This window comes from Pseudomonas putida, from assembly GCF_030159595.1.
GTDB classification, from domain to species: domain Bacteria; phylum Pseudomonadota; class Gammaproteobacteria; order Pseudomonadales; family Pseudomonadaceae; genus Aquipseudomonas; species Aquipseudomonas putida_AC.
Genome location: NZ_BSKJ01000001.1, coordinates 283,865 through 303,687, shown reverse-complemented (window position 1 = coordinate 303,687; position 19,823 = coordinate 283,865). Strand labels below are relative to the sequence as shown.

General features: G+C 58.3%; 22 protein-coding genes and 1 tRNA gene. 17 read left to right on the top strand and 6 right to left on the bottom strand.

The window, feature by feature from the left end; genetic code table 11:
* Positions 1-20 precede the first annotated feature (20 nt).
* The 5 genes from secF to queA form a co-directional block, all read right to left on the bottom strand.
* The gene (secF, locus tag QQL85_RS01345) at positions 21-929 is read right to left on the bottom strand and encodes a protein translocase subunit SecF (RefSeq protein ID WP_284354862.1); all 909 of its coding nucleotides are present in this window, start codon (positions 927-929) and stop codon (positions 21-23) included.
* A 10-nt stretch (positions 930-939) separates the two neighbouring features.
* Complete coding sequence (gene secD / locus QQL85_RS01340) at positions 940-2,802, bottom strand: protein translocase subunit SecD (protein WP_284354861.1); 1,863 nt, start codon at positions 2,800-2,802, stop codon at positions 940-942.
* A gap of 63 nt (positions 2,803-2,865) precedes the next feature.
* Positions 2,866-3,201 (bottom strand): preprotein translocase subunit YajC, encoded by a 336-nt coding sequence (yajC, locus tag QQL85_RS01335; RefSeq protein ID WP_056795769.1) that lies wholly within the window; start codon positions 3,199-3,201, stop codon positions 2,866-2,868.
* 42 nt (positions 3,202-3,243) lie between these two features.
* Positions 3,244-4,359 carry a tRNA guanosine(34) transglycosylase Tgt gene (gene tgt / locus QQL85_RS01330; protein WP_284355083.1) on the bottom strand — a complete coding sequence of 372 codons (1,116 nt, stop codon included), beginning with the start codon at positions 4,357-4,359 and terminating at the stop codon, positions 3,244-3,246.
* Positions 4,360-4,373: 14 nt separating this feature from the next.
* Positions 4,374-5,423 carry a tRNA preQ1(34) S-adenosylmethionine ribosyltransferase-isomerase QueA gene (queA, locus tag QQL85_RS01325; RefSeq protein WP_284354860.1) on the bottom strand — a complete coding sequence of 350 codons (1,050 nt, stop codon included), beginning with the start codon at positions 5,421-5,423 and terminating at the stop codon, positions 4,374-4,376.
* Positions 5,424-5,530: 107 nt separating this feature from the next.
* Between queA and QQL85_RS01320 the strand changes: the two genes are divergently transcribed.
* The 16 genes from QQL85_RS01320 to QQL85_RS01245 all read left to right on the top strand — a co-directional run bounded on the left by QQL85_RS01320 (position 5,531) and on the right by QQL85_RS01245 (position 17,988).
* Positions 5,531-5,615 (top strand) — tRNA-Leu (locus QQL85_RS01320).
* A gap of 207 nt (positions 5,616-5,822) precedes the next feature.
* Positions 5,823-7,031: a tyrosine-type recombinase/integrase gene (locus QQL85_RS01315; RefSeq protein ID WP_284354859.1), complete on the top strand. Its 1,209-nt coding sequence runs from the start codon at positions 5,823-5,825 to the stop codon at positions 7,029-7,031.
* A 21-nt stretch (positions 7,032-7,052) separates the two neighbouring features.
* Positions 7,053-8,018, top strand: a complete 966-nt coding sequence (locus QQL85_RS01310) for a DUF6387 family protein (RefSeq protein ID WP_284354858.1) — start codon at positions 7,053-7,055, stop codon at positions 8,016-8,018.
* 131 nt (positions 8,019-8,149) lie between these two features.
* Entirely contained in the window at positions 8,150-8,374 is a 225-nt protein-coding gene (locus QQL85_RS01305) for a helix-turn-helix transcriptional regulator (RefSeq protein ID WP_182139103.1), read from the top strand.
* Between the two features lie 541 nt (positions 8,375-8,915).
* Entirely contained in the window at positions 8,916-9,191 is a 276-nt protein-coding gene (locus QQL85_RS01300; protein ID WP_284354857.1) for a hypothetical protein, read from the top strand.
* Positions 9,188-9,490 (top strand): hypothetical protein, encoded by a 303-nt coding sequence (locus QQL85_RS01295; protein WP_284354856.1) that lies wholly within the window; start codon positions 9,188-9,190, stop codon positions 9,488-9,490. The genes QQL85_RS01300 and QQL85_RS01295 overlap by 4 nt, the downstream gene beginning before the upstream one ends.
* 2 nt (positions 9,491-9,492) lie before the next feature.
* Positions 9,493-9,900 carry a virulence-associated protein E gene (locus tag QQL85_RS01290; protein ID WP_241804169.1) on the top strand — a complete coding sequence of 136 codons (408 nt, stop codon included), beginning with the start codon at positions 9,493-9,495 and terminating at the stop codon, positions 9,898-9,900.
* Positions 9,897-11,168, top strand: coding sequence for an AAA family ATPase (locus QQL85_RS01285; RefSeq protein WP_284354855.1), 1,272 nt, complete (start codon positions 9,897-9,899; stop codon positions 11,166-11,168). The genes QQL85_RS01290 and QQL85_RS01285 overlap by 4 nt, the downstream gene beginning before the upstream one ends.
* Positions 11,168-11,461 carry a hypothetical protein gene (locus tag QQL85_RS01280; protein ID WP_047594653.1) on the top strand — a complete coding sequence of 98 codons (294 nt, stop codon included), beginning with the start codon at positions 11,168-11,170 and terminating at the stop codon, positions 11,459-11,461. Before QQL85_RS01285 ends, QQL85_RS01280 begins: the two co-directional genes overlap by 1 nt.
* 249 nt (positions 11,462-11,710) lie before the next feature.
* Positions 11,711-13,000, top strand: coding sequence for a tyrosine-type recombinase/integrase (locus tag QQL85_RS01275; protein ID WP_284354854.1), 1,290 nt, complete (start codon positions 11,711-11,713; stop codon positions 12,998-13,000).
* A gap of 3 nt (positions 13,001-13,003) precedes the next feature.
* Complete coding sequence (locus tag QQL85_RS01270; RefSeq protein ID WP_284354853.1) at positions 13,004-13,234, top strand: DNA-binding protein; 231 nt, start codon at positions 13,004-13,006, stop codon at positions 13,232-13,234.
* A gap of 81 nt (positions 13,235-13,315) precedes the next feature.
* Positions 13,316-14,464 carry a phage major capsid protein gene (locus tag QQL85_RS01265; RefSeq protein WP_284354852.1) on the top strand — a complete coding sequence of 383 codons (1,149 nt, stop codon included), beginning with the start codon at positions 13,316-13,318 and terminating at the stop codon, positions 14,462-14,464.
* A gap of 130 nt (positions 14,465-14,594) precedes the next feature.
* Positions 14,595-14,792: a hypothetical protein gene (locus QQL85_RS01260; protein WP_033698165.1), complete on the top strand. Its 198-nt coding sequence runs from the start codon at positions 14,595-14,597 to the stop codon at positions 14,790-14,792.
* Positions 14,793-15,047: 255 nt separating this feature from the next.
* Positions 15,048-15,407 carry a hypothetical protein gene (locus tag QQL85_RS01255; protein ID WP_284354851.1) on the top strand — a complete coding sequence of 120 codons (360 nt, stop codon included), beginning with the start codon at positions 15,048-15,050 and terminating at the stop codon, positions 15,405-15,407.
* Positions 15,407-15,994 (top strand): tail assembly protein, encoded by a 588-nt coding sequence (locus QQL85_RS01250; RefSeq protein ID WP_284354850.1) that lies wholly within the window; start codon positions 15,407-15,409, stop codon positions 15,992-15,994. Before QQL85_RS01255 ends, QQL85_RS01250 begins: the two co-directional genes overlap by 1 nt.
* A gap of 386 nt (positions 15,995-16,380) precedes the next feature.
* Positions 16,381-17,988, top strand: a complete 1,608-nt coding sequence (locus QQL85_RS01245; RefSeq protein WP_284354849.1) for a hypothetical protein — start codon at positions 16,381-16,383, stop codon at positions 17,986-17,988.
* A 143-nt stretch (positions 17,989-18,131) separates the two neighbouring features.
* Here the strand turns inward: QQL85_RS01245 and QQL85_RS01240 are convergent, their stop codons facing one another.
* Entirely contained in the window at positions 18,132-18,716 is a 585-nt protein-coding gene (locus tag QQL85_RS01240) for a hypothetical protein (protein WP_284354848.1), read from the bottom strand.
* Between the two features lie 182 nt (positions 18,717-18,898).
* On the opposite strand from QQL85_RS01240, the gene QQL85_RS01235 reads away from it, so the two are divergent.
* On the top strand, positions 18,899-19,591 hold the full coding sequence (locus QQL85_RS01235) for a DUF6680 family protein (RefSeq protein ID WP_284354847.1): 693 nt from the start codon (positions 18,899-18,901) through the stop codon (positions 19,589-19,591).
* The last annotated feature ends 232 nt before the right edge of the window (positions 19,592-19,823 follow it).

Below are 19,823 nucleotides of genomic sequence, written 5' to 3'. Positions count from 1 at the left end.
AAACGGCGTGGAGCTGGACCTTACGGACGCTCGTCCACACCCTCGGCCTTGACCGGCGGGATCAGGTCTTCGCTGTTCAGATTCAGCCAGATCAGCACCACGTTGGCGATATAGATCGACGAGTAGGTACCGGCCATGACACCGATGAACAGCGCCAGCGAGAAGCCGAACAGGTTGTCGCCACCAAAGAACAGCAGCGCAGCAATGGCCAGCAAGGTCGAAACCGACGTGGCGATGGTACGCAGCAGAGTCTGAGTGGTCGAAACGTTGATGTTCTCGATCAGCGAGGCCTTGCGCATGACGCGGAAGTTCTCACGAACCCGGTCGAACACGACGATGGTGTCGTTCAGTGAGTAACCGATGATCGCCAGCACCGCCGCCAGCACCGTCAGGTCGAAGGTGATCTGGAAGAACGACAGGATACCCAGGGTGACCACCACGTCGTGGATCAGCGAGATGATCGCACCCACGGCGAACTTCCACTGGAAGCGGAAGGCCAGGTAGATAAGGATGCCACCCAAGGCCAGGAGCATGCCCATACCGCCCTGGTCGCGCAGCTCTTCACCTACCTGCGGGCCAACGAACTCGACACGCTTGAGCGTGGCCGGGTTGTCACCGCCAGCCTTCTGCAGGGCAGCGGCTACCTTGTTACCCAGTTGCGGGTCATCGCCCGGCATACGCACCAGCAGGTCGGTGGTAGCGCCGAAGCTCTGCACCACGGCCTCGTGGAAGCCGGATTCGACCAACTCGGCACGCACCGCCTTGAGGTCGGCCGGGCGCTCGTAGGTCAGCTCGATCAGCGTACCGCCAGTGAAGTCCAGACCAAAGTTCAGGCCTTTCTGCCACCAGCTGAACAGCGCCAGCACGGTGAGGAGCACGGTAATGGCGAACGCGACATTGCGCACGCCCATGAAGTTGATGGTTTTCATCGCAGCTCCCTCAAACCCACAGCTTCTTGATGTCACGCCCGCCGCAGGTCAGGTTGACCATTGCGCGGGTCACCATGACGGCGGTGAACATCGAGGTGAAAATCCCGAGGGACATGGTAACCGCAAAGCCTTTGACCGGGCCGGTACCCATGGCGAACAGGATGCCGCCGACCAGCAGGCTGGTCAGGTTGGCGTCGATGATCGCGGTGTAGGCGCGGTTGAAGCCTTCGTGGATGGCGCGCTGTACCGACATGCCGGCTTTCAGCTCTTCGCGGATCCGCGAGAAGATCAGCACGTTGGCGTCCACCGCCATACCCATGGTCAACACGATACCGGCAATACCCGGCAGGGTCAGGGTGGCACCCAGCAGCGACATCAGCGCCAGCAGCAGCACCATGTTGCCCGCCAGGGCGATGGTGGCGATCACGCCGAAGCCACGGTAGATGGCGATGATGAACAGCGAGACGAACAGCATGCCCCACAGCGACGCATCGATGCCCTTGGTGATGTTGTCAGCACCCAGGCTTGGGCCAATGGTACGTTCTTCAGCGAAGTACATCGGCGCGGCCAGACCACCGGCACGCAGCAGCAGGGCCAGTTCGGACGATTCACCCTGGCCGTTCAGGCCGGTGATGCGGAACTGGCTGCCCAGCGGCGACTGGATGGTCGCCAGGCTGATGATTTTCTTCTCTTCCACGAAGCTTTGTACGGCAACGTCCTTCTCGACGCCGTCGACGGTCTGCTTGACGTAGCGGGTGACCGGCTTCTGCTCGATGAAGATCACCGCCATGCTACGGCCAACGTTGCTGCGGGTCGCGCGGCTCATCAGTTCGCCACCGTGACCATCCAGGCGGATGTTCACTTGTGGGCGGCCGTGTTCGTCGAAGCTGGCCTGGGCATCGGTCACCTGGTCACCGGTGATGATCAGGCCGCGCTCGACAGGGGCGGAGCGGCCGCCTTCGCGGAACTCGAACACCTCGGTAGTGGCTTTGGACGCGCCCGGCTCGGCACCGAAGCGGAACTCCAGGTTGGCCGTTTTGCCGAGGATACGCTTGGCTTCGGCAGTGTCCTGCACGCCTGGCAGCTCGACCACGATGCGGTTGGCGCCCTGGCGCTGTACCAGCGGCTCGGCCACGCCCAGCTCGTTCACGCGGTTGCGCACGGTGGTGAGGTTCTGCTTGATCGAGTATTCGCGGATCTCGGCAACTTTTGCCTGAGTCAGCGCCAGACGCAGCACCGCAAGCTCGTTGCGCTCGGTGGTGGTCAGGTCGAAATCATTGAAATTCTTGCGGATCAGGGCACGTGCCTGTTCGCGGGTAGCATCATCAGCGAAGCCCAGCATGATGCCGCCATCCTGCTGAGGCAGGCTGCGGTAGCGGACGCGCTCTTTGCGCAGCAAGGTCTTGACCTCGCCTTCGTAGACTTTCATGCGGGCTGTCATGGCCTTGTCCATGTCCACTTCCAGCAGGAAGTGCACACCACCGGACAGGTCCAGACCCAGCTTCATCGGGCTTGCACCCAGGTTGCGCAGCCATTGCGGGGTAGTCTGGGCCAGGTTCAGGGCCACGACGTAATCATCGCCCAGCGCCTTGCGCACTACATCCTTGGCTGGCAGCTGGTCTTCCTGGTTGGTCAGGCGGATCAGCCCGCTGCCCTTCTCACCCAGGCTCGCGCCCTTGACGGTGATCTTGGCATCGACCAGCGCCTTGCTGACGCGATCGAGGTCCGCCTGGTTCACCTGCAGCGCCGAACTGGCACCGCTGATCTGCACCGCCGGGTCATCCGGGTAGAGGTTGGGAGCGGAATAAATGAAACCGACCACCAGTACCAGCACGATCAGTGCATATTTCCACAGAGGGTATTTGTTCAGCATCACGCCGCCCGTTCAAGACGCGGGGCGCGTTGCGCGCCCCGACTGGAAAATAAAACCGGTAACTCAGATAGCCTTGAGCGTACCTTTTGGCAGGGTGGCCGCGATGGCGCCCTTCTGGAACTTCAGCTCGACAGTGTCGGAAACTTCCAGCACCACGAAGTCATCGGAAACCTTGACGATCTTGCCGGCGATGCCGCCGTTGGTGACAACTTCGTCACCTTTCTGCAAGTTGCCCAGCAGGTTCTTCTGCTCTTTGGCACGTTTGGCCTGCGGGCGCCAGATCATCAGGTAGAAGATGACCAGGAAACCGACCAGGAAAATCCACTCGAAGCCGGTACCGGCTGGGCCAGCGGCAGGTGCTGCAGCGTCCGCGTATGCGGCGGGGATCAAGAAGCTCATTGGGCACTCCTAATGTAATTTTCTAATAATGGATGCGGACAGTCAGTCCAAGGGCGGTACAGGAAGCCCGCGCTTGGCGTAGAAGGCGTCGACAAAGGCGGCCAATTTACCCTGTTGAATAGCCTCGCGTAAACCGGCCATCAAGCGCTGGTAATGGCGCAAGTTGTGGATGGTATTCAGCATGCTGCTCAGCATTTCGCCGCACTTGTCCAGATGATGCAGATAGGCGCGGGAGAAGTTGGTGCAGGTGTAGCAGTCACAGGTCGGATCCAGCGGCGATTCATCGTGGCGATGGAACGCGTTGCGGATCTTGATCACCCCTGTATCGACGAACAGATGGCCGTTGCGCGCATTACGCGTCGGCATCACGCAGTCGAACATGTCGACGCCGCGGCGCACACCCTCAACGAGATCTTCCGGTTTGCCTACCCCCATAAGGTAACGAGGTTTGTCAGCAGGCATCATGGCGGGCAGGTAATCCAGCACCTTGATCATTTCGTGCTTGGGTTCGCCCACCGACAGGCCGCCGATGGCCAGGCCGTCGAAGCCGATGTTTTCCAGGCCTTCCAGCGAGCGCATGCGCAGGTCCTGGTACATGCCGCCCTGAACGATACCGAACAGCGCCGCGGTGTTGTCGGCATGGGCGTTCTTCGAGCGCTGGGCCCAGCGCAGCGACAGTTCCATGGAGGTGCGCGCTACATCATGTTCGGCCGGGTACGGGGTGCACTCGTCGAAGATCATCACCACGTCCGAGCCCAGGTCACGCTGCACCTGCATCGACTCTTCCGGCCCCATGAACACTTTCGAGCCATCGACTGGCGAGGCGAAGGTCACGCCCTCTTCCTTGATCTTGCGCATGGCGCCCAGGCTGAACACCTGGAAGCCACCGGAGTCGGTGAGGATCGGGCCTTTCCACTGCATGAAGTCGTGCAGGCCGTTGTGCTTCTTGATCACCTCGGTGCCCGGGCGCAGCCACAGGTGGAAGGTGTTGCCCAGAATCATCTCCGCGCCAATGGCTTCGATGTCGCGCGGCAGCATGCCCTTGACCGTGCCATAGGTGCCCACCGGCATGAACGCCGGGGTTTCCACGGTGCCGCGTGGGAAGGTGATGCGGCCACGACGGGCCTTGCCGTCGGTGGCCAGCAGTTCGAAGGACATTCGACAGGTGCGACTCATGCTTGATCCTCGGGCCCGCGTGGCGCCGGATTGCGGGTGATGAACATGGCATCACCGTAACTGAAGAAGCGGTACCCCTGCTCGACCGCTGCCGCGTAGGCAGCCATGGTCTCGGGGTAGCCGGCGAAGGCCGAGACCAGCATCAGCAGCGTGGACTCCGGCAGGTGGAAATTGGTCACCAGGGCGTCGACCACATGGAACGGCCGGCCTGGGTAGATGAAGATGTCGGTGTCACCGCTAAAGGCCTTGAGCACACCATCGCGCGCCGCGCTTTCCAGCGAACGCACGCTGGTGGTACCCACTGCGATCACCCGGCCGCCACGCGCACGGCAAGCCTCGATGGCATCGACCACATCCTGGCCCACTTCGAGCCACTCTTTATGCATGTGGTGGTCTTCGATCTTGTCGACCCGCACCGGCTGAAAGGTGCCCGCCCCCACATGCAGGGTCACGAATGCCCGTTCCACGCCCTTGGCGGCGATCTTTTCGAGCAGCGCCTCGTCGAAATGCAGGCCCGCAGTGGGCGCCGCTACCGCACCGGCACGCTGGGCATACACGGTCTGGTAGCGCTCTCGGTCGGCGCCCTCGTCAGGGCGGTCGATATAGGGCGGTAGCGGCATATGGCCAACGCGGTCGAGCAGTGGCAGCACCTCTTCGGTGAAGCGCAGCTCGAACAGCGTGTCGTGGCGCGCGACCATTTCGGCCTCGCCACCCCCATCGATGAGGATGACCGCACCGACTTTGGGCGCCTTGCTCGCGCGCACATGGGCCAGCACCTGGTGGCTGTCGAGCACGCGCTCGACCAGCACTTCCAGCTTGCCGCCGGAAGCTTTCTGGCCAAACAACCGCGCCGGGATCACCCGGGTGTTGTTGAACACCATCAGGTCGCCTGGGCGCAGGTAGTCGAGCAAGTCGGGGAATTGCCGGTGCGAAAGCGCGCCGGTCGGCCCATCGAGCACCAGCAGACGGCTGCCATGGCGCTCGGCCAGCGGGTGGCGGGCGATCAGGGAATCAGGGAGTTCGAAGGAGAAATCGGCGACGCGCATGATGATGTTCGGTTCGGCAGGGCCGGGAAGTTTAGCCCAATGCGTGAAAATTCACCATGAAAGCCGATTGACCGACTAGCGGCACCTCTCTATACTGCGCGCCACACGCCCTGATGGCGGAATTGGTAGACGCGGCGGATTCAAAATCCGTTTTCGAAAGGAGTGGGAGTTCGAGTCTCCCTCGGGGCACCATCATATAGTTCCAAGCGGTCCCTACCAGACCCGGAACACCAGAGAAACCGGCCACTGAGCCGGTTTTTTTGTGCCTATCGTTCCCAGTGATTCCCTTGTAAGCCCCAAAGTATGTGAGTAGATTTGTGAGTAGGACGAGTTCGGTCCAGAATCCTACTCACACACCGACCGCAATCCAGCGCGGTTCGGCACTGCAAGGGAATAGCCGTGGCGCTCACCGATACCGCCATCCGCACCGCCAAACCCCGCGACAAGCTCTATCGCCTCGCTGACGCCCAGGGCCTTTGCCTCGAGGTGACGACCGCTGGCGGGAAGCTCTGGCGCCTTCGCTACCGATTCGAGGGCAAGGCCAAGATGCTGGGCCTGGGCGCCTACCCCGCCGTCACACTTGCCCAGGCACGCGAGCGCCGAGATGCCGCGCGAAAGTTGCTGGCACAGGACATAGACCCAAGCGCACATAAACAGCAGGAAAAGGCCGCTGCTGCTGCCCAGGTCCTGACGCTCGAAGTGCTAGCGCGGGAATGGTACGACTACAACCAGCCACGATGGGCGCCAGCCACCGCATCGAAGGCGAAGCAGTATCTGGAGTCGGACATATTCCCGGTGATTGGCAAACGGCCCGCTGCCGAGGTGCAACGCCCTGAGCTGGTTGACCTGGTGCGCAAGATCGAGCGGCGCGAGGCATTCAACGTCGCCCGCAAGGTTCGCCAGTGGCTGAGCCAGATATTCCGTTTCGGCTTGGCCAAGGGCGTGGTACCCGGCAACCCCGCCACCGATCTGGACGTGGTAGCCGCGCACGCCCCGCGCACTCGCCACCATCCGCACGTATCAGAAGGCGAACTGCCCGAGCTGCTGGAGATACTGGACGCGGCCCAGTGTGATATCACCAGCAAGATCGCCATTCGCCTGTTACTGCTGACAGCAGTGCGACCCGGTGAGCTGCGGCTGGCGCCCTGGGACGAGTTCGACCTGGAGTCAGCGACCTGGACTATCCCAGCAGCGCGAATGAAGGCACGACGCCCTCACATCGTCCCGCTCCCACGCCAGGCCGTGGTCCTGCTGCGTGCCCTGCATGAACTGACCGGCACCTACCCCCTCGCCTTCCCTGGGCGCAACAACCGCGCCAGGCCAATGAGCGAGAACACGGTGAACAAGGCACTTTCCTCGATGGGTTACGAGGGGCGCCAGACTGGCCACGGTTTCCGCCATCTGCTGAGTACCAGCCTGAACACCCGAGGCTACAACCGCGACTGGATCGAGCGGCAACTGGCCCATGGCGATCAAGACTCGATCCGCGACACCTACAACCATGCACACTACCTAGATCAACGCCGCGTGATGATGCAGGCATGGGCTGACGCGATCGACGCACTGTGCGCGAATGGAAACGTTATCTGCATAGGCCGATCAGCCTAACCTTCAGACAAGGCATCAGACATGGCTAAGATTGACAACGTAAAAGATTTACCGACCTGGTTCGACTTGAACAACTACAAGGCGACATCTGAGTTTTCGGCGAAAGACTGGTTGTTTCACATTCAGTTACGAGCAACCATGCTCCCAATGCTGCCCATGCTCAAACTTGATTATTTAGCGGTTATACCAAAGCTTCGAGAGCTGAGAAAATCAGGCTCTACGGAAGCTATGTACATTCTCGACATGGTGGACGCTCTCAATCAAGTTCGCGACAACCCCATCAATTGCTACCTGCCTGGAAACTTCTATTGGGATGCAGCACGCCGCTCTATTTCCAATGACGACCTTGCTGATCAACGAGCCATAAAGCCGCTCACGCTTTACGACATGCTGCGCCAAAAAATATCTGATCAATTTTCGGTTGAAGATGGAGAAGCGGACAGTTCAAGCCTAACCCTATGGGATTACCTTGAAAATGAGGAACTGTCTGCATATCCAGAAAACGAGATCGACTTAGAATCAGACGAGGAAAGTCAAAGCCTCACATTGACGGAGCTACTGTCCAGGGAAGACAAATACGATCTTTTCTCATGCACGCCACATGTCGAGATAAAAATCGATAGGAAAATTAACGAGAAGTGGCATAGCCCAGCAATCACCGTTGACCTTAACGCACCGGACGCTGCCATTCTCAAATCATTCAAAGAGTGGCTGAAAACAGAAAGAACCAATTCCCCGAAAGATGCAGGCACCCCAAAAAAACCAGCATTTGACTGGTGGGGTGATTACGGTTTGTTGCCTTACCTAGACCTTTACTTGTGGTCTTTGGAGACTGACAACCACATCCCGGACCGGGTGATGGCAAATGCAATCTCCGCTGATACGTTCGGCGAAGACCGTCTGCGAAAAACCGTGAAGCCACTAGCCTCAGACCTAAGCACCTTGATAGATGGCTTGAAGCCTTTTGCTGCGGAAGATTTTGGCTAACCAAAAGATCCGGAATAAATTCACTCCCAGTAAATTCCGGAACATTTTCATGGTAGGAATTTGGATCGAAAACTAGTTTGGTTACCTATTAAATCCATAGCCATCCAACCACGCCCAAGGAGGCGCAGACGATGGCTATCCCTACCAACATCACCCCACCCGCTCGCCGCTTCATCAAGCGCCAGGACGTAGAGTCGATCACCGGCCTGTCCTGCACCGAGATTTACCGCCGTATCGCGGCTGGCGCTTTCCCCAAGCAAGTCACGCTCGGCCCGAAGTGCGTCGTGTGGATCGAGGCCGAGATTCACACCTGGTGTGATGAGCAGATCGCAGCCAGCCGTGGCGAGGTGGCGTGATGACCCGCCCTGCCTCCACTGATGCCCTTTCTCCTTACTCGTGCCCATATTTCTCACTCGTGCCCATGCACAGGGATGGGCACGAGTGGAAAAAATGGGCACGAGTAGGACTTGCACCCATTCAGCACTCGCTGTATCGTCCACGAGTCGCTGCAAATTCAGCGACCGGGTTTGGCGACCCGATTACTGTTAGGCGCACAAGCGCCCCCTTGATGATTGCAGGCGCTTTTTTTGTGCCCGCACATCCTGTTTATGGCGGCTGTGCGCGGGAGACCTTCGGGTCTGCCGGGTGCCTAACGTCCCGGTTCGCCAACCTGCGCACAGCTGCCACCCTAAATCGTTTGGCGACGATCCGTGGCAGTTCCTCAACGTTAGGAGCTGAACCGATGACCACCCTCATTCCGTCCAAAATCCGCGCCCTTGCCCACCGCAAGATGGCCCTCTGCGCTCTCCGCGCAAACTCATCCTTGTCCGTCCGCTTGAAGCGCTACAACCACCACATGGACCAAGCTCGCGCCCTCGAAGCCCAAGGGGGTGTGCAATGAACTGCTTCCCAAGTATCTCGCCCCTTGAAGGCGAAGTTCTGCCAGAGGCATTGATCGATGCCCGCGACATGTGCTCGATGAACTTCGCTCGAGACGAGTTCCACAAGCTCTACGCGCTGCTCTATCCGATGTGCTCAAGCCATGAGGAAGGGCCAATGTGTGACATTGCGCGGCATCTGGAACAGATCATCTTCTTCAGCGGTAACTTCCTTTGGAAGCACCGTCACCTAGGCGCCTCACATGGGGAGATCAAATCCGGGGGTGCCCAATGAGCTTGATCAATTGGAACGGCCTTCTTCCCAAGCATGAAGCAATCAAAGAAATGTCGGTCGATGAGCTTCGGAAAACTGCCGACTCAACGAAGGAATACGCCTGCACACTGGCGCACGGCATATCTGGCATAGGCAATTTGCTTGCGTGTACTGCTTCGAATGGCGAAACCGGTTTGAGCGATCAAGCTGTGACTAGCGTCGGCTGGATGCTTGAAAGCATGGGTACTCTCATCAGCAACTTAGTCGATACACAAGCAGCTGCCGAGTACCACCTGCAAGCCAAACTCCCGAGGGCATGATCATGAAAATCCAAAACGGTGCATTTGCGCCGACGGGATCGGCTTGCCTGGATAAATTGCTCAACCGGTTAGACAAAGTTAAGTCCGCTGGCGCCGATAAGTGGAAAGCCTGCTGCCCTGCACACGATGACAAAAAACCGAGCTTGGCGATTAGTGAAACATCGGATGGCGTCCTCTTGCTCAAGTGCTGGGCCGGCTGCACAACTAAAGAGATTGTCTCAGCAATTGGTCTGGAGTTGCGGGACTTGTTCCCCGGCGACAAGCAACCACGACGCGGGCCAAGTAAGGCTGCAGTTGAACATGAGCGCATGGTGTTTCGGATCGGCCAATCACTCCAGCAGCAAGGAAGCTTGGCAGATGACGACCTGGTGCGCTTCAACCTCGCCAAGCAGCGCCTGGGGGTCAAATGACTACAGATCGCTTTGCACAAGAATGGACCGAGCCTCTTAGCCCCATCAATCGTGAAAACGTAACCCCCCTATGGCGCGTCAATGCGGTTAAGGCGTCGACAATCAAAGCCGTTCCCATCCGCTGGCTGTGGCCTGGCTGGCTGGCCAAAGGAAAGCTGCACATCCTCGCCGGCGCTGGCGGTACCGGGAAGACCACGCTGCTGATCGGTCTGATCGCCACCATCACCACTGGTGGACGCTGGCCCGATGGCAGCCGCTGTAGCGAGCCGGGTAATGCACTCATCTGGTCGAGTGAGGATGATCCAGCCGATACGCTGATCCCCCGCTTAACCGCTGCGGGCGCTGACATGAGCCGGGTCTACATCATCCAGGGGCTCACCAACGCCAGAGGCGACGCCGATCCATTCGACCCAGCCAACGACATTGTCCGTTTGCGTGAGACGGCCAGCGAGATTGGCGGTGTGTCGCTTCTGATGCTCGACCCCATCGTCAGCGCAGTGAAGGGCGACATGCACAAGGCCAATGACGTCCGTCGGGCGCTGCAAGGCGTAGTGGACTTCGCCGAACAGAACCTTTGCGCCGTGGTGGGAATTTCCCACTTCGCCAAGGGTGGCGCTGGCTCGTCGCCTGCTGATCGAGTCATTGGCTCGCAAGCGTTCTCGGCGCTGGCGCGCACGGTACTGGTAGCCGCCAAGCAGGAAGACTCCGACCAACGTGTGCTGGCGCGAGCGAAGTCGAACATCGGCGCTGACGAGGGAGGTGTCTCCTATACCGTCGAGCCATGCGACATCGGAGATGGGATCGAAGCCACTCGCGTGGTGTGGGGCGCAGCCATCGAAGGTAGCGCCCGGGAGATCCTGGGAGAAGCGGAGGCATCCAGTGATGAGGAGGCACAAGACCTGGATGATCCCAGCGACTGTCTGTATCGGATCTTAAAGGACAACCCCCTCGAAAGTAATGAAGCAAAGGCCCTGATGAGGCGTAATGGCTACACCGAAAAGCAGATTCGCCGGGCCAGGGAAAAGCTGTCTGTTGTCACTGCCAGAACCGGCAACAAAAAGGATGTGAAGTCCTTCTGGTCATTACCCCAAGTGGGTGGCTCATTCGCGCCCTTTCAACCACTCGTGCCCTCAGAATCCCACTCGTGCCCATCCCCCGGAGTGGGCACGAGTAACGAAAATGGGCACGAGTGGGAGGATCAGCATAAAGAACTGCTGCCGGGTGGCGCGTCGTTTTCATCGCTGGATGATGACGCGGAGGACCTTTGATGGCCGCGCTCGACTACCTGCTGGAACGTGGATTTTCCGCAAAGAAGCAAGGTATGCGGGTGCGGATCTCCCCCGCCTCGAAGCTGACCGACGATGTGCGCAAATACGTCAAAGCTAACCGGCTGGCGCTGCTGGCAGAACTGGCTGCGAACGACGGCCTGGAGCGCCGCTGCAACTGGACGGTGCTGGTGCCGGGGTGCCGGCCATTCACGATGATCAGTGAGCCGATCACCCGCGACGAGGCCTTGGCTGACGTTCGTGTGCGCTGGCCAGGCGCGGAGGTGGGGCCGTGACGAGGCTCAGTGGACACCTAGACGAGCAATCGGCGAGCGCTCGACGAGGTGGGCGGGAATTCCCGCTTTGGCAAAACACGGGATTTTCCCACCGTACCGGATCGCCCGACCACGTTCGCCACTGTGTAGGAAACGCCACGGTGTGTTGCTTTCTGCACGGTGGCGCCCAGATCCGAATCGGCTCATTTGGTCTGATTCGGATTATCTGGCCCCGTTCGGTGCAACACCCCCTCGGTTTGAGGAGCAAGCATGACTACCAAACACATCACCTTCACCGACGCCGAGATTCGCAAGCAGGCCGGCCAGCCGGTGCGCCAATTGCGTGACCCGCGTTACCCCGAGCTGCGATTCCGCTATTCCACTGTCGACCGTGCCCGGGGTGCCTGGCACGTTGTTGTCAGGGGGAAATGGGGCAAGGCCGGCGACTTCCCCAGCTTGACTACCAAGGCAATGCTGACCGCGCTGCCGGCCATCCTGGGGCGCCGCGCCGCAGACGCCGAGGCCACCTCGCTGACCAGCACCTGGAGCCGTACCGGTGAGCTGCTGGACTGGTACCTGGATCGCATGCTGCGCGACCGCAATTTGTCGGCCAAGCGCAAGGCCGGCGCGAAGTCGGCCATCACCTGCCACCTAGCGCCACGGCTGCATGACTTGCCACTGGCCGAGGTGAGCAAGGCCACGCTCGATCAGCGGCTCATGTGGCCACTGCAAGAGCGCTATGCACTGTCGTTCGTGCGCCTGGTGTTCAACGTGCTGGCGGTGGCCATGCGCAAGGCACATCGGCTCGGGATGATCGAGCAGAACCCCATGGGCTCGCTGCGCTTTGGTGATTTCGTCGGGGTGCGGATCAAACCGAAGTCGTCACGGCTGCGGGAGCGAGACTTGCCCGATCTGCTGGCCAAGCTGGCAGGCTGGAGCGAGGCGCGGCCCGGTGACGCCCTGCTGGCGCTGATGATGCTGTGCCACGGTACCCGCCTGGGCGAGACGCGCAGCGCACTGTGGCGCAACGTCGATCTACAGGCCGGCCAGTGGTTCATCCCCGCTGACGACACCAAGACCAAACAGAACCACACCCTGCCGCTCACCCGTCAGGCCTGTGCACTGCTGAGCCGCTATCAGGCCCAGCAGGCCGCCCAGAGCTACCAAGGTGCCTACCTGTTCCCGGCCAGCCGGCGCGGGCCACTGGGAGCCACGGCAGCGAGCCAGGTGTTTGCCGAACTGAGCGACCGCCAGTGGACTAGCCATGACGTGCGCAAGGTCGCCCGCACCTGCTGGATGGACCTGGGCGTGGATTACCTGGTGGGCGAGATGCTGGTGAACCACGCCCTGCGCAACATGGACGCGACCTACATCCACACCACCGCCGAAGCCCTCAAGCGTCAGGCCCTGGAACGCTGGCACGACCATTTAGACGGGCTCGGGTTGAGCGCACTCACAGGCGAGACATACCCGAGATACGCATTTTCACAGAATCCGACACAGGCCACAGACCACGCGGCCTCTAGCGGAAACCCGGATGCATCACAGAGGAGCATGTAAATCATGGTCGACGTTGAGCAGGACGTTACCCAGCGGTTGACCCAGGCCGGCATCACGCCATTGATTGGGGGCCTGGTGCCCGAGCCGGCCACGGCAGAACTGCTGGGATATGCCCCCAGCTACCTGCGCCGCCTGGCAGCCGAGGGTCGTTCACCGCTTCCATTCGTGCGCCGTGGCAATCGGCGGTTCTACAAAATAGCCGACATAGTGCGCTTTGCGACGGATACCGACTGAGAACGTCGAAGTTAACCGCTGACCGGGGTGTGCGTGCGCGCATAGGGTAGACGGCATCGTTTACACACCCCGGAGAACCCCATGCCAGATCCCTATCAGCAGGACATGACCCAGCTGAATCAAGCCATCACCAAGATCGGTGCGCAGATCACCGAGTTCAAAGACGGCTTCAACACCAAGCAGGCCGAGCTCAGCGCCCGTTTGCTCGAAACTGAGCAGAAGCTCGCTTCTGGTCGCCACGGCAGCGCGGCCCCTGGTGGCGTCACTGATCGCAACGTCGTCACCGCTAGCGTTCTTGAAGCAGATGGCGTGGGCGAAATGCGCAATGGCCGCCAGAAATCCACCGGCCAAATCAATTGCGAGGTGGGCATCCGCGCGGCGATCACCAACCCGAACAAGGGCGGTGCCGATTCCACCAGCTATCCAACCGCACCACAGCGTGACGGTGCTGGCATCCGTGGCATTCCACAGCCGCGCCTCACCTTGCTCGACGTTCTGCCAGTCATCCCTGTAACCAGCGCCACCTACGAATTCGTACGTCTCGATGGTTACCTGAACGGTGCGGCCTACCAGAAGAAAGAAGGCGACGAGAAGGCCGAGGGTGAAGTAGCGGGTAAACCCGTGCGCGCTGAGATCGCCACCATCGCCACCTGGATTCCAGCAAGCCTGCAGGTGCTGCAGGACAACGATCAGCTCAGTGGCCAAGTGGATCTGCTGCTGGGCGTGGGTGTGCGTCAGAAGCTGGAGGCTGAACTGATTACCGGCGCTGGCGGCGATGGCGAGATCCTCGGCTTCAACGCCCAGGCCACCGACGCAGGTATCACCACCGGCCAGCCAGTTGACCGCATCGGCGCCGCGCTCACTGACCTCAAGGCCGAAGGCTGGAATCCGAACGTTATCGTGATGAACCCGCGTGACTGGTTCGCTATTGAAAGCGAGCGGGCCGAGGACGGCGATGGCCAGTATGTGATCGGCACGCCACGCGATCCCGCGCCGCCCAGCCTGTGGGGTACACCTGTTGTCGTCACCAACGGCATGCCGCAGGGCAAAGCGCTGATCCTCGACACCACCACCGCCGCGCTGCTGGACCGTCAGCAGGTAACTGTCGAGGCCAGCCGCCACGACGGTGACAACTTCCGTCGCAACCTGGTGACCATTCTGGCCGAGCTGCGCGCCGGCTTGGCGGTGTTCGCTCCTACTGCCACCCGCCTGGTGACGCTGACTCCGTAAGCGCAAGCGTGGGTTAGCTGTGAGTGCCACGTAGCCCCTAACCGCAGCAGTCGGAGCCCTTCTTTCCTTTGTGGGGTGATCCGGCACTGGCCCGCACTCGCGGGCCTTTTCATTCACACCGGAGAAGACCATGAGCCATACCCATCTACCCAAGCCAGTTCAACGAGCCCTTAACCAGATCGCCCACAGCCGCGCCCTGTTGCGCCAGATGGAGGAGCGTGAGCGGTTGAGCAAAGAGATTGATCGACTGTTGGCCAGCGGCCTGAGCGCAGCAGAAGCGCTGGAGCAGATCCGGTCGGCGCCGCCGTACATCGCGCCGACCTACTGAGGGGGGCGGGTCGAAAGTCTGGAAGGTCCGCTGACCTAGACCGCCTCCGACCCCACGTACACATTTTTTCCCGTGTTAAAAAAAGTTAAAACGAGGTTAACACCATGCCGAACGTGCATGGGGCTGCAAGCCACGCGATTAGAGGCTTAGAGGCCATTCCTACCCCCTCGACCCATGTTAATGGGGTTAACACCTTTAACACCGATAAGTTAACGCTTTAACACCGACGAGTTAACACCTGGAGCCTTACCGCTGATGACCATTCAACCAGCTCCATCCACCTTTCAAGAGCGTTTCGCCCGAGCCTGCGACGTGGCCACCTTCACCCTGGACAAAGGCGGCCCCTGCTATCTGCTATGGGAAGTCGACCATGTTCAGGCGGGCCAGAGGATCAAGCTTGATGGCGTGTTCTTCACCGAGGAGGAGGCGCGGATTTCCGCAGACTTGCTGCGTGGCACCATGCGCGGCGCTCGGGCCTCCATGTCGAGCTATTCGCCGAACTGGAACCCTGATCCTGCCCGGGAGGCCTCCATTCGCATGGAGGCGTTGCAGTGCCGCGAGATGCTTGCTCGGCGCCTGGGTGTGCACTTGGCTATGCCACAGGAGGCCGTGTGATGGCCGCGACAGTGATCGACTACGCCCCTAAAACCAAGATCCGCCTGGGCGGCTTCTTGGGCAAGAAATACGGCAAGCACCATCATTTCCTGCTGGAGCGCGGGGACGCAAAAGAGGCCGCCAAAGCGCTGGATGCTAACTTTCCTGGCTTCGCCCGCGACCTGGCTGAAGCAGAGGGTCGTGGGCTGCGCTTCGCCGTCTTCAAGAACGGCAAGAACATTGGCGACGGTGAGCTGGATCTGGGCGGTGCTCGAGAGCTGTGGTTTCTACCGGTAGTGCATGGCAGCAAACGTGCCGGCCTGCTGCAGACGATCGTCGGAATCGCCCTGATCATTGCAGGCCCGTTTACCGGAGGCGCCACCTACGGGCCTGGTATTGCGTTGGTCGCTGGCGGCGTGATTCAAATGCTCAGCCCACAGGCTAAGGGCTTGTCGCAAAGCGCGGCGCCTGAGAACCTGCCGAGCTACGCTTTTGGGAGTGCCAAGAACACCACTGCCAGCGGCTTACCCGTACCGATCTGCATCGGCCATCGTCGCTGGGGCGGAGCGATCATCTCGGCTTCGATCGTGGCCCAGGACAAGGCTTAAAGTGAGCTAGGATCTCTTTACATACCCGAGTTAGGGCTATGTAGGGGTGTCCTCAGTTTTGAGGGAGCCCCACAATTCGGCGCCGAACGCTGATGCAACCAGGCACCCGACCTTCGAGCGCTTCAGTGAGTGGCCTATTCCTCGTTCAATGGATTTGCATTCCTTTGCCAAACCTTGCACTCAGTGCAATGGCCTGTCTGTTACCAGAGCCCGCAGCGGGCCTGGGCCGGGCATTACGTTGAACTACCCACGCCTTTGCACTTTTTTGCGATGGAAAGCGCGTCGGCGGGAGGGCGATAATTGATTTTCCTCCCTCGTTTTTTCTCCGAGAAGGATTTTTCTGGATATGCTGGCGTACTTGATGAACACGGCCAGGAGGGAGCCGCATGGGCAGATATATCGGACCTGGTGGTGAGCACATAATCCAATATTGGTGCGAGCTTTCGGGTATCACTGCGAACCGATCAGACCCCGATCGCCATGGCTGGGACCTGCATTTCGAAATGCCGCAACTCGCGAGCATCATCAATGCCGGGGGTTTGCATGAAGCAAACATTGAATGCAAGGTTCAAGTTAAGACTACTGACACAAAGAAAAAATCAGAACCTATTCGTCTTTCGAGCTTGCGTGCGATGGCAACATCTACGCTGCCTACATTTTACATCCTGATAGAACTGGCCGGCGGTCAGCAAGTTGTGGCCGCTCACCTCCTACATATCGACGAATCCCATTGCTCGAAAATCCTTGAGCGAATCAGACGGGAAACAGCGAAGCCGGGCAAGATTGATCTTAACAAAAAGACCATGTCACTGGATTTCAGGAAAGGCGTAAAAATCCTACCCCTAAATGGAGAAGGTTTGAAAGCCGAAATACTTAAATGCATCGGCCCATCACAGTCGGACTACGTCATCAAGAAGCAAAAATTTATCAAGTCTTGCGGCTTTGATCCTGATAGCTTCAAGATTAATTTCAAAGTAGACACTGAGCATACGGACAAATTTGTACGAATGTTGCTCGGCGAGAGCGATTCGCTGGAAGTTAAAGCAGTCGAGGGAACTATCACTCGATTCGGGATCTCTGAACCATTGACCGAACTACAGAGTGACACTGCAATAGTCAGCCTTGGCAACATCCTGCCTGATGGTTTTGCCAAAGTTGTTTTCCGAAACCGAAAAACCGGCACCGCACTTGAATTTGGCTTCGATATATTTCGGGGAGGCGCAATTGCATGTGTGCCAGCGAAGTTTAGAATAGTAAGGCTAAAGTCCGAGCGATTTTCCATCGATTTGTCTATGCGCGACAATTCTATGAATATTTTCTTTCACGCCAGAGAAGATATTGAATGTGATATTTCTGAACTATTTAAGAATTACAAGCTGATTAAAATGATGACTTGTCCATCTGACGTGGACTTTAGCATCGAGATTGAAGGTAAAACTCTCAACGGAAAATTCAGTGGTGCGGGCTTCGAAGGAGATTTCGATAACTCTCTGGAAATACTTGAGTCTGCACACTATGTTAAGAGCTTCTATGAGTACCATAACCCTTTAAAAGTGGTTCCTGAATGGTTTGCACGAAATGGACACATACTGGTCGATGGCGCCAAGTTCCTGAAAGATTTTTCTACTCTAAACAAAGTAATTCTTGGATTTACGCTTGCTGATGGGTCTACGGACTTGGCGGACGCAGAATGCATTGCGGCAATCCCAGTACTTGTTGGTGATATTTGCTTTGTAAGCTTGTTTGCTTATGGCGGAAACCTTGTGAACAAGGGGGGAGCTAGCTACGAGTTGACGCCTACTAAAGTTGAGGTTATCTATAAGACTCACTTCACAATCGAGTATCTGGCTTCCGGAAAAGCGGTACGCGACTTGGAAGAAGCCGTTGACAGGTATGAGGGGGCTGAAACAGTGGTGCCTTTCATAGACACCTATATGGATCCTCTGGTTGCCAGTGCCAAGCGAGCTCTGAGTAAAGAAATCGGCCCGCGTTAAGCGGGGCTTTTTTATCATGCGGCTTCATCGAAGGTATCTCCGAGAGGAAGAAGTCCGCCACACCTGATGGCCGCTGAGAAAACGCCATTTGGGTGTAAGAGGTTGGGTGTCCTCAGATCTGAGGACACCCACTGAAACGGAAATCAAGCAGCAGCAGCTAGGGCGCTCACCGCTTTGGTAATCGTCGCAATACTCGGCAGAGCGCCCAGTAGCGCAGTGACGATAGTTTTTTTGGGCTTACCGGAGTCGAATTGATTCTTCAACTCCTTCACCACCTCTAGAGCTTCGGCGCGCTCGGAAGGCGGAAGATCAGCCTTCTCGATCGCTTCTCTAATCGTGTCGAGATTACCTTGCACTTCCGAGTCGATCAAAATCGTGTTGACGGAGTTGTCGACGGAGTTATGGTTAACCCGAGCGCCTGCACCAGACACGTTGTAGGTGATGCTCTGTACGTGCTGCTTGGCCTCAGGGATGCCAAGTTTACGGACTCGAATTTGGTAGTGCGCGGCAATGCTGCCATGTTGCTCGTAGAAGACAGGGTCCACGACTTCATAGGTTTCCTCAGCGCCGATCGAGGTCGTCCTGATGAGTAGATCCTGCGGTGCAATCACCTCTTTTGCGAAGGTGAAAATTTTCCCCTGCTGCACGCTGGCCTGTAGACCCGAAACCCTCGTACCGTCCTGCTTGAGGAGATCAACCTTGTCCTTCATTAAGCTCTGCAGTGCCATCCCTTGTGTCTCCGTGCGTTGGTGAAAATGTGCAGATTACAGTGAAGCCTACCTCAGCGCTTCGCAGGAAAAATCAACCATTTTTTGACGTCAGATAAGTGACCAGAAAAATTCGAGCAGGAGGCACAACCAAAACCAAAATGGCAGAATGCTTCCATCATCACCGGGAGTGGAAGAGCGATATGGACAACGTAGTGATAATCGGTGGCTGTACAATTCTAGCAACACTGCTTGGGCCAATATTGGCGGTTCAGGCGCAGAAGTATCTTGAAGGGCGACGAGGCTTGAAGGAGCAGAAAATGCGCATCTTCTCGACTCTGATGGCCACACGGGCGGCCCGAATGTCACCCGATCATGTTCAGGCACTGAACATGATCGATCTTGCGTTTAACGGGGGTAGCCGTACTCGGCGGCGCTCAGAGACCGACGTTCTGGATGCATGGCGCGATTATCTCGATCACTTAACATCAGCGATTGGTGATGCTGAGCGCTGGCACGACCGGCAAGGAGAACTTTTCATCATCTTGTTGAGCTCCATGGCCAGTGATTTAGGCTTGCGGTACGATCGCGTTCTTCTGAGAAATGGTGCGTATATGCCAAAAGGGCATACAGATATCGAAGAGGAGCAGCTTCAAGCCCGTAGACTCCTTTTGGAGGTATTGTCCGGGCGGCAAGCCGTGAGTATGAATGTGACAGGCCTGCCGATAGACCCTGACTTCGCACAGTCGCAACGTGATGTCCAGGATGCGTTAGCGAAAGCGCTTTGTGGTGAAGGAGCTCTAAGAGTTGCATTTGATGTTCCGCAAAATTCTTCGCAAAACCTTGTGACTGCTGACGAGGCTCCGCTCGACCTGAGATCTAATCAGGCGGGGTAATTCTCGGGATTGCTGCTAGAGGGATGATAGCTAGGACGTTAGGCGCTCCTCGTAGCTGAAGAGAGAAAGGTCACTCTGCAAAGTGTGAGTAGGATTGTGAGTAGAAATTCGACGACACCCAAACAGAACGGCTAATCTCATAGCCAGAAGAGCAGACTTTGAGTCTCCCTCGGGCACCAAAATCCGGAAAAAACCGACCTTATAGGTCGGTTTTTTTTCGCCTGAATTTTGA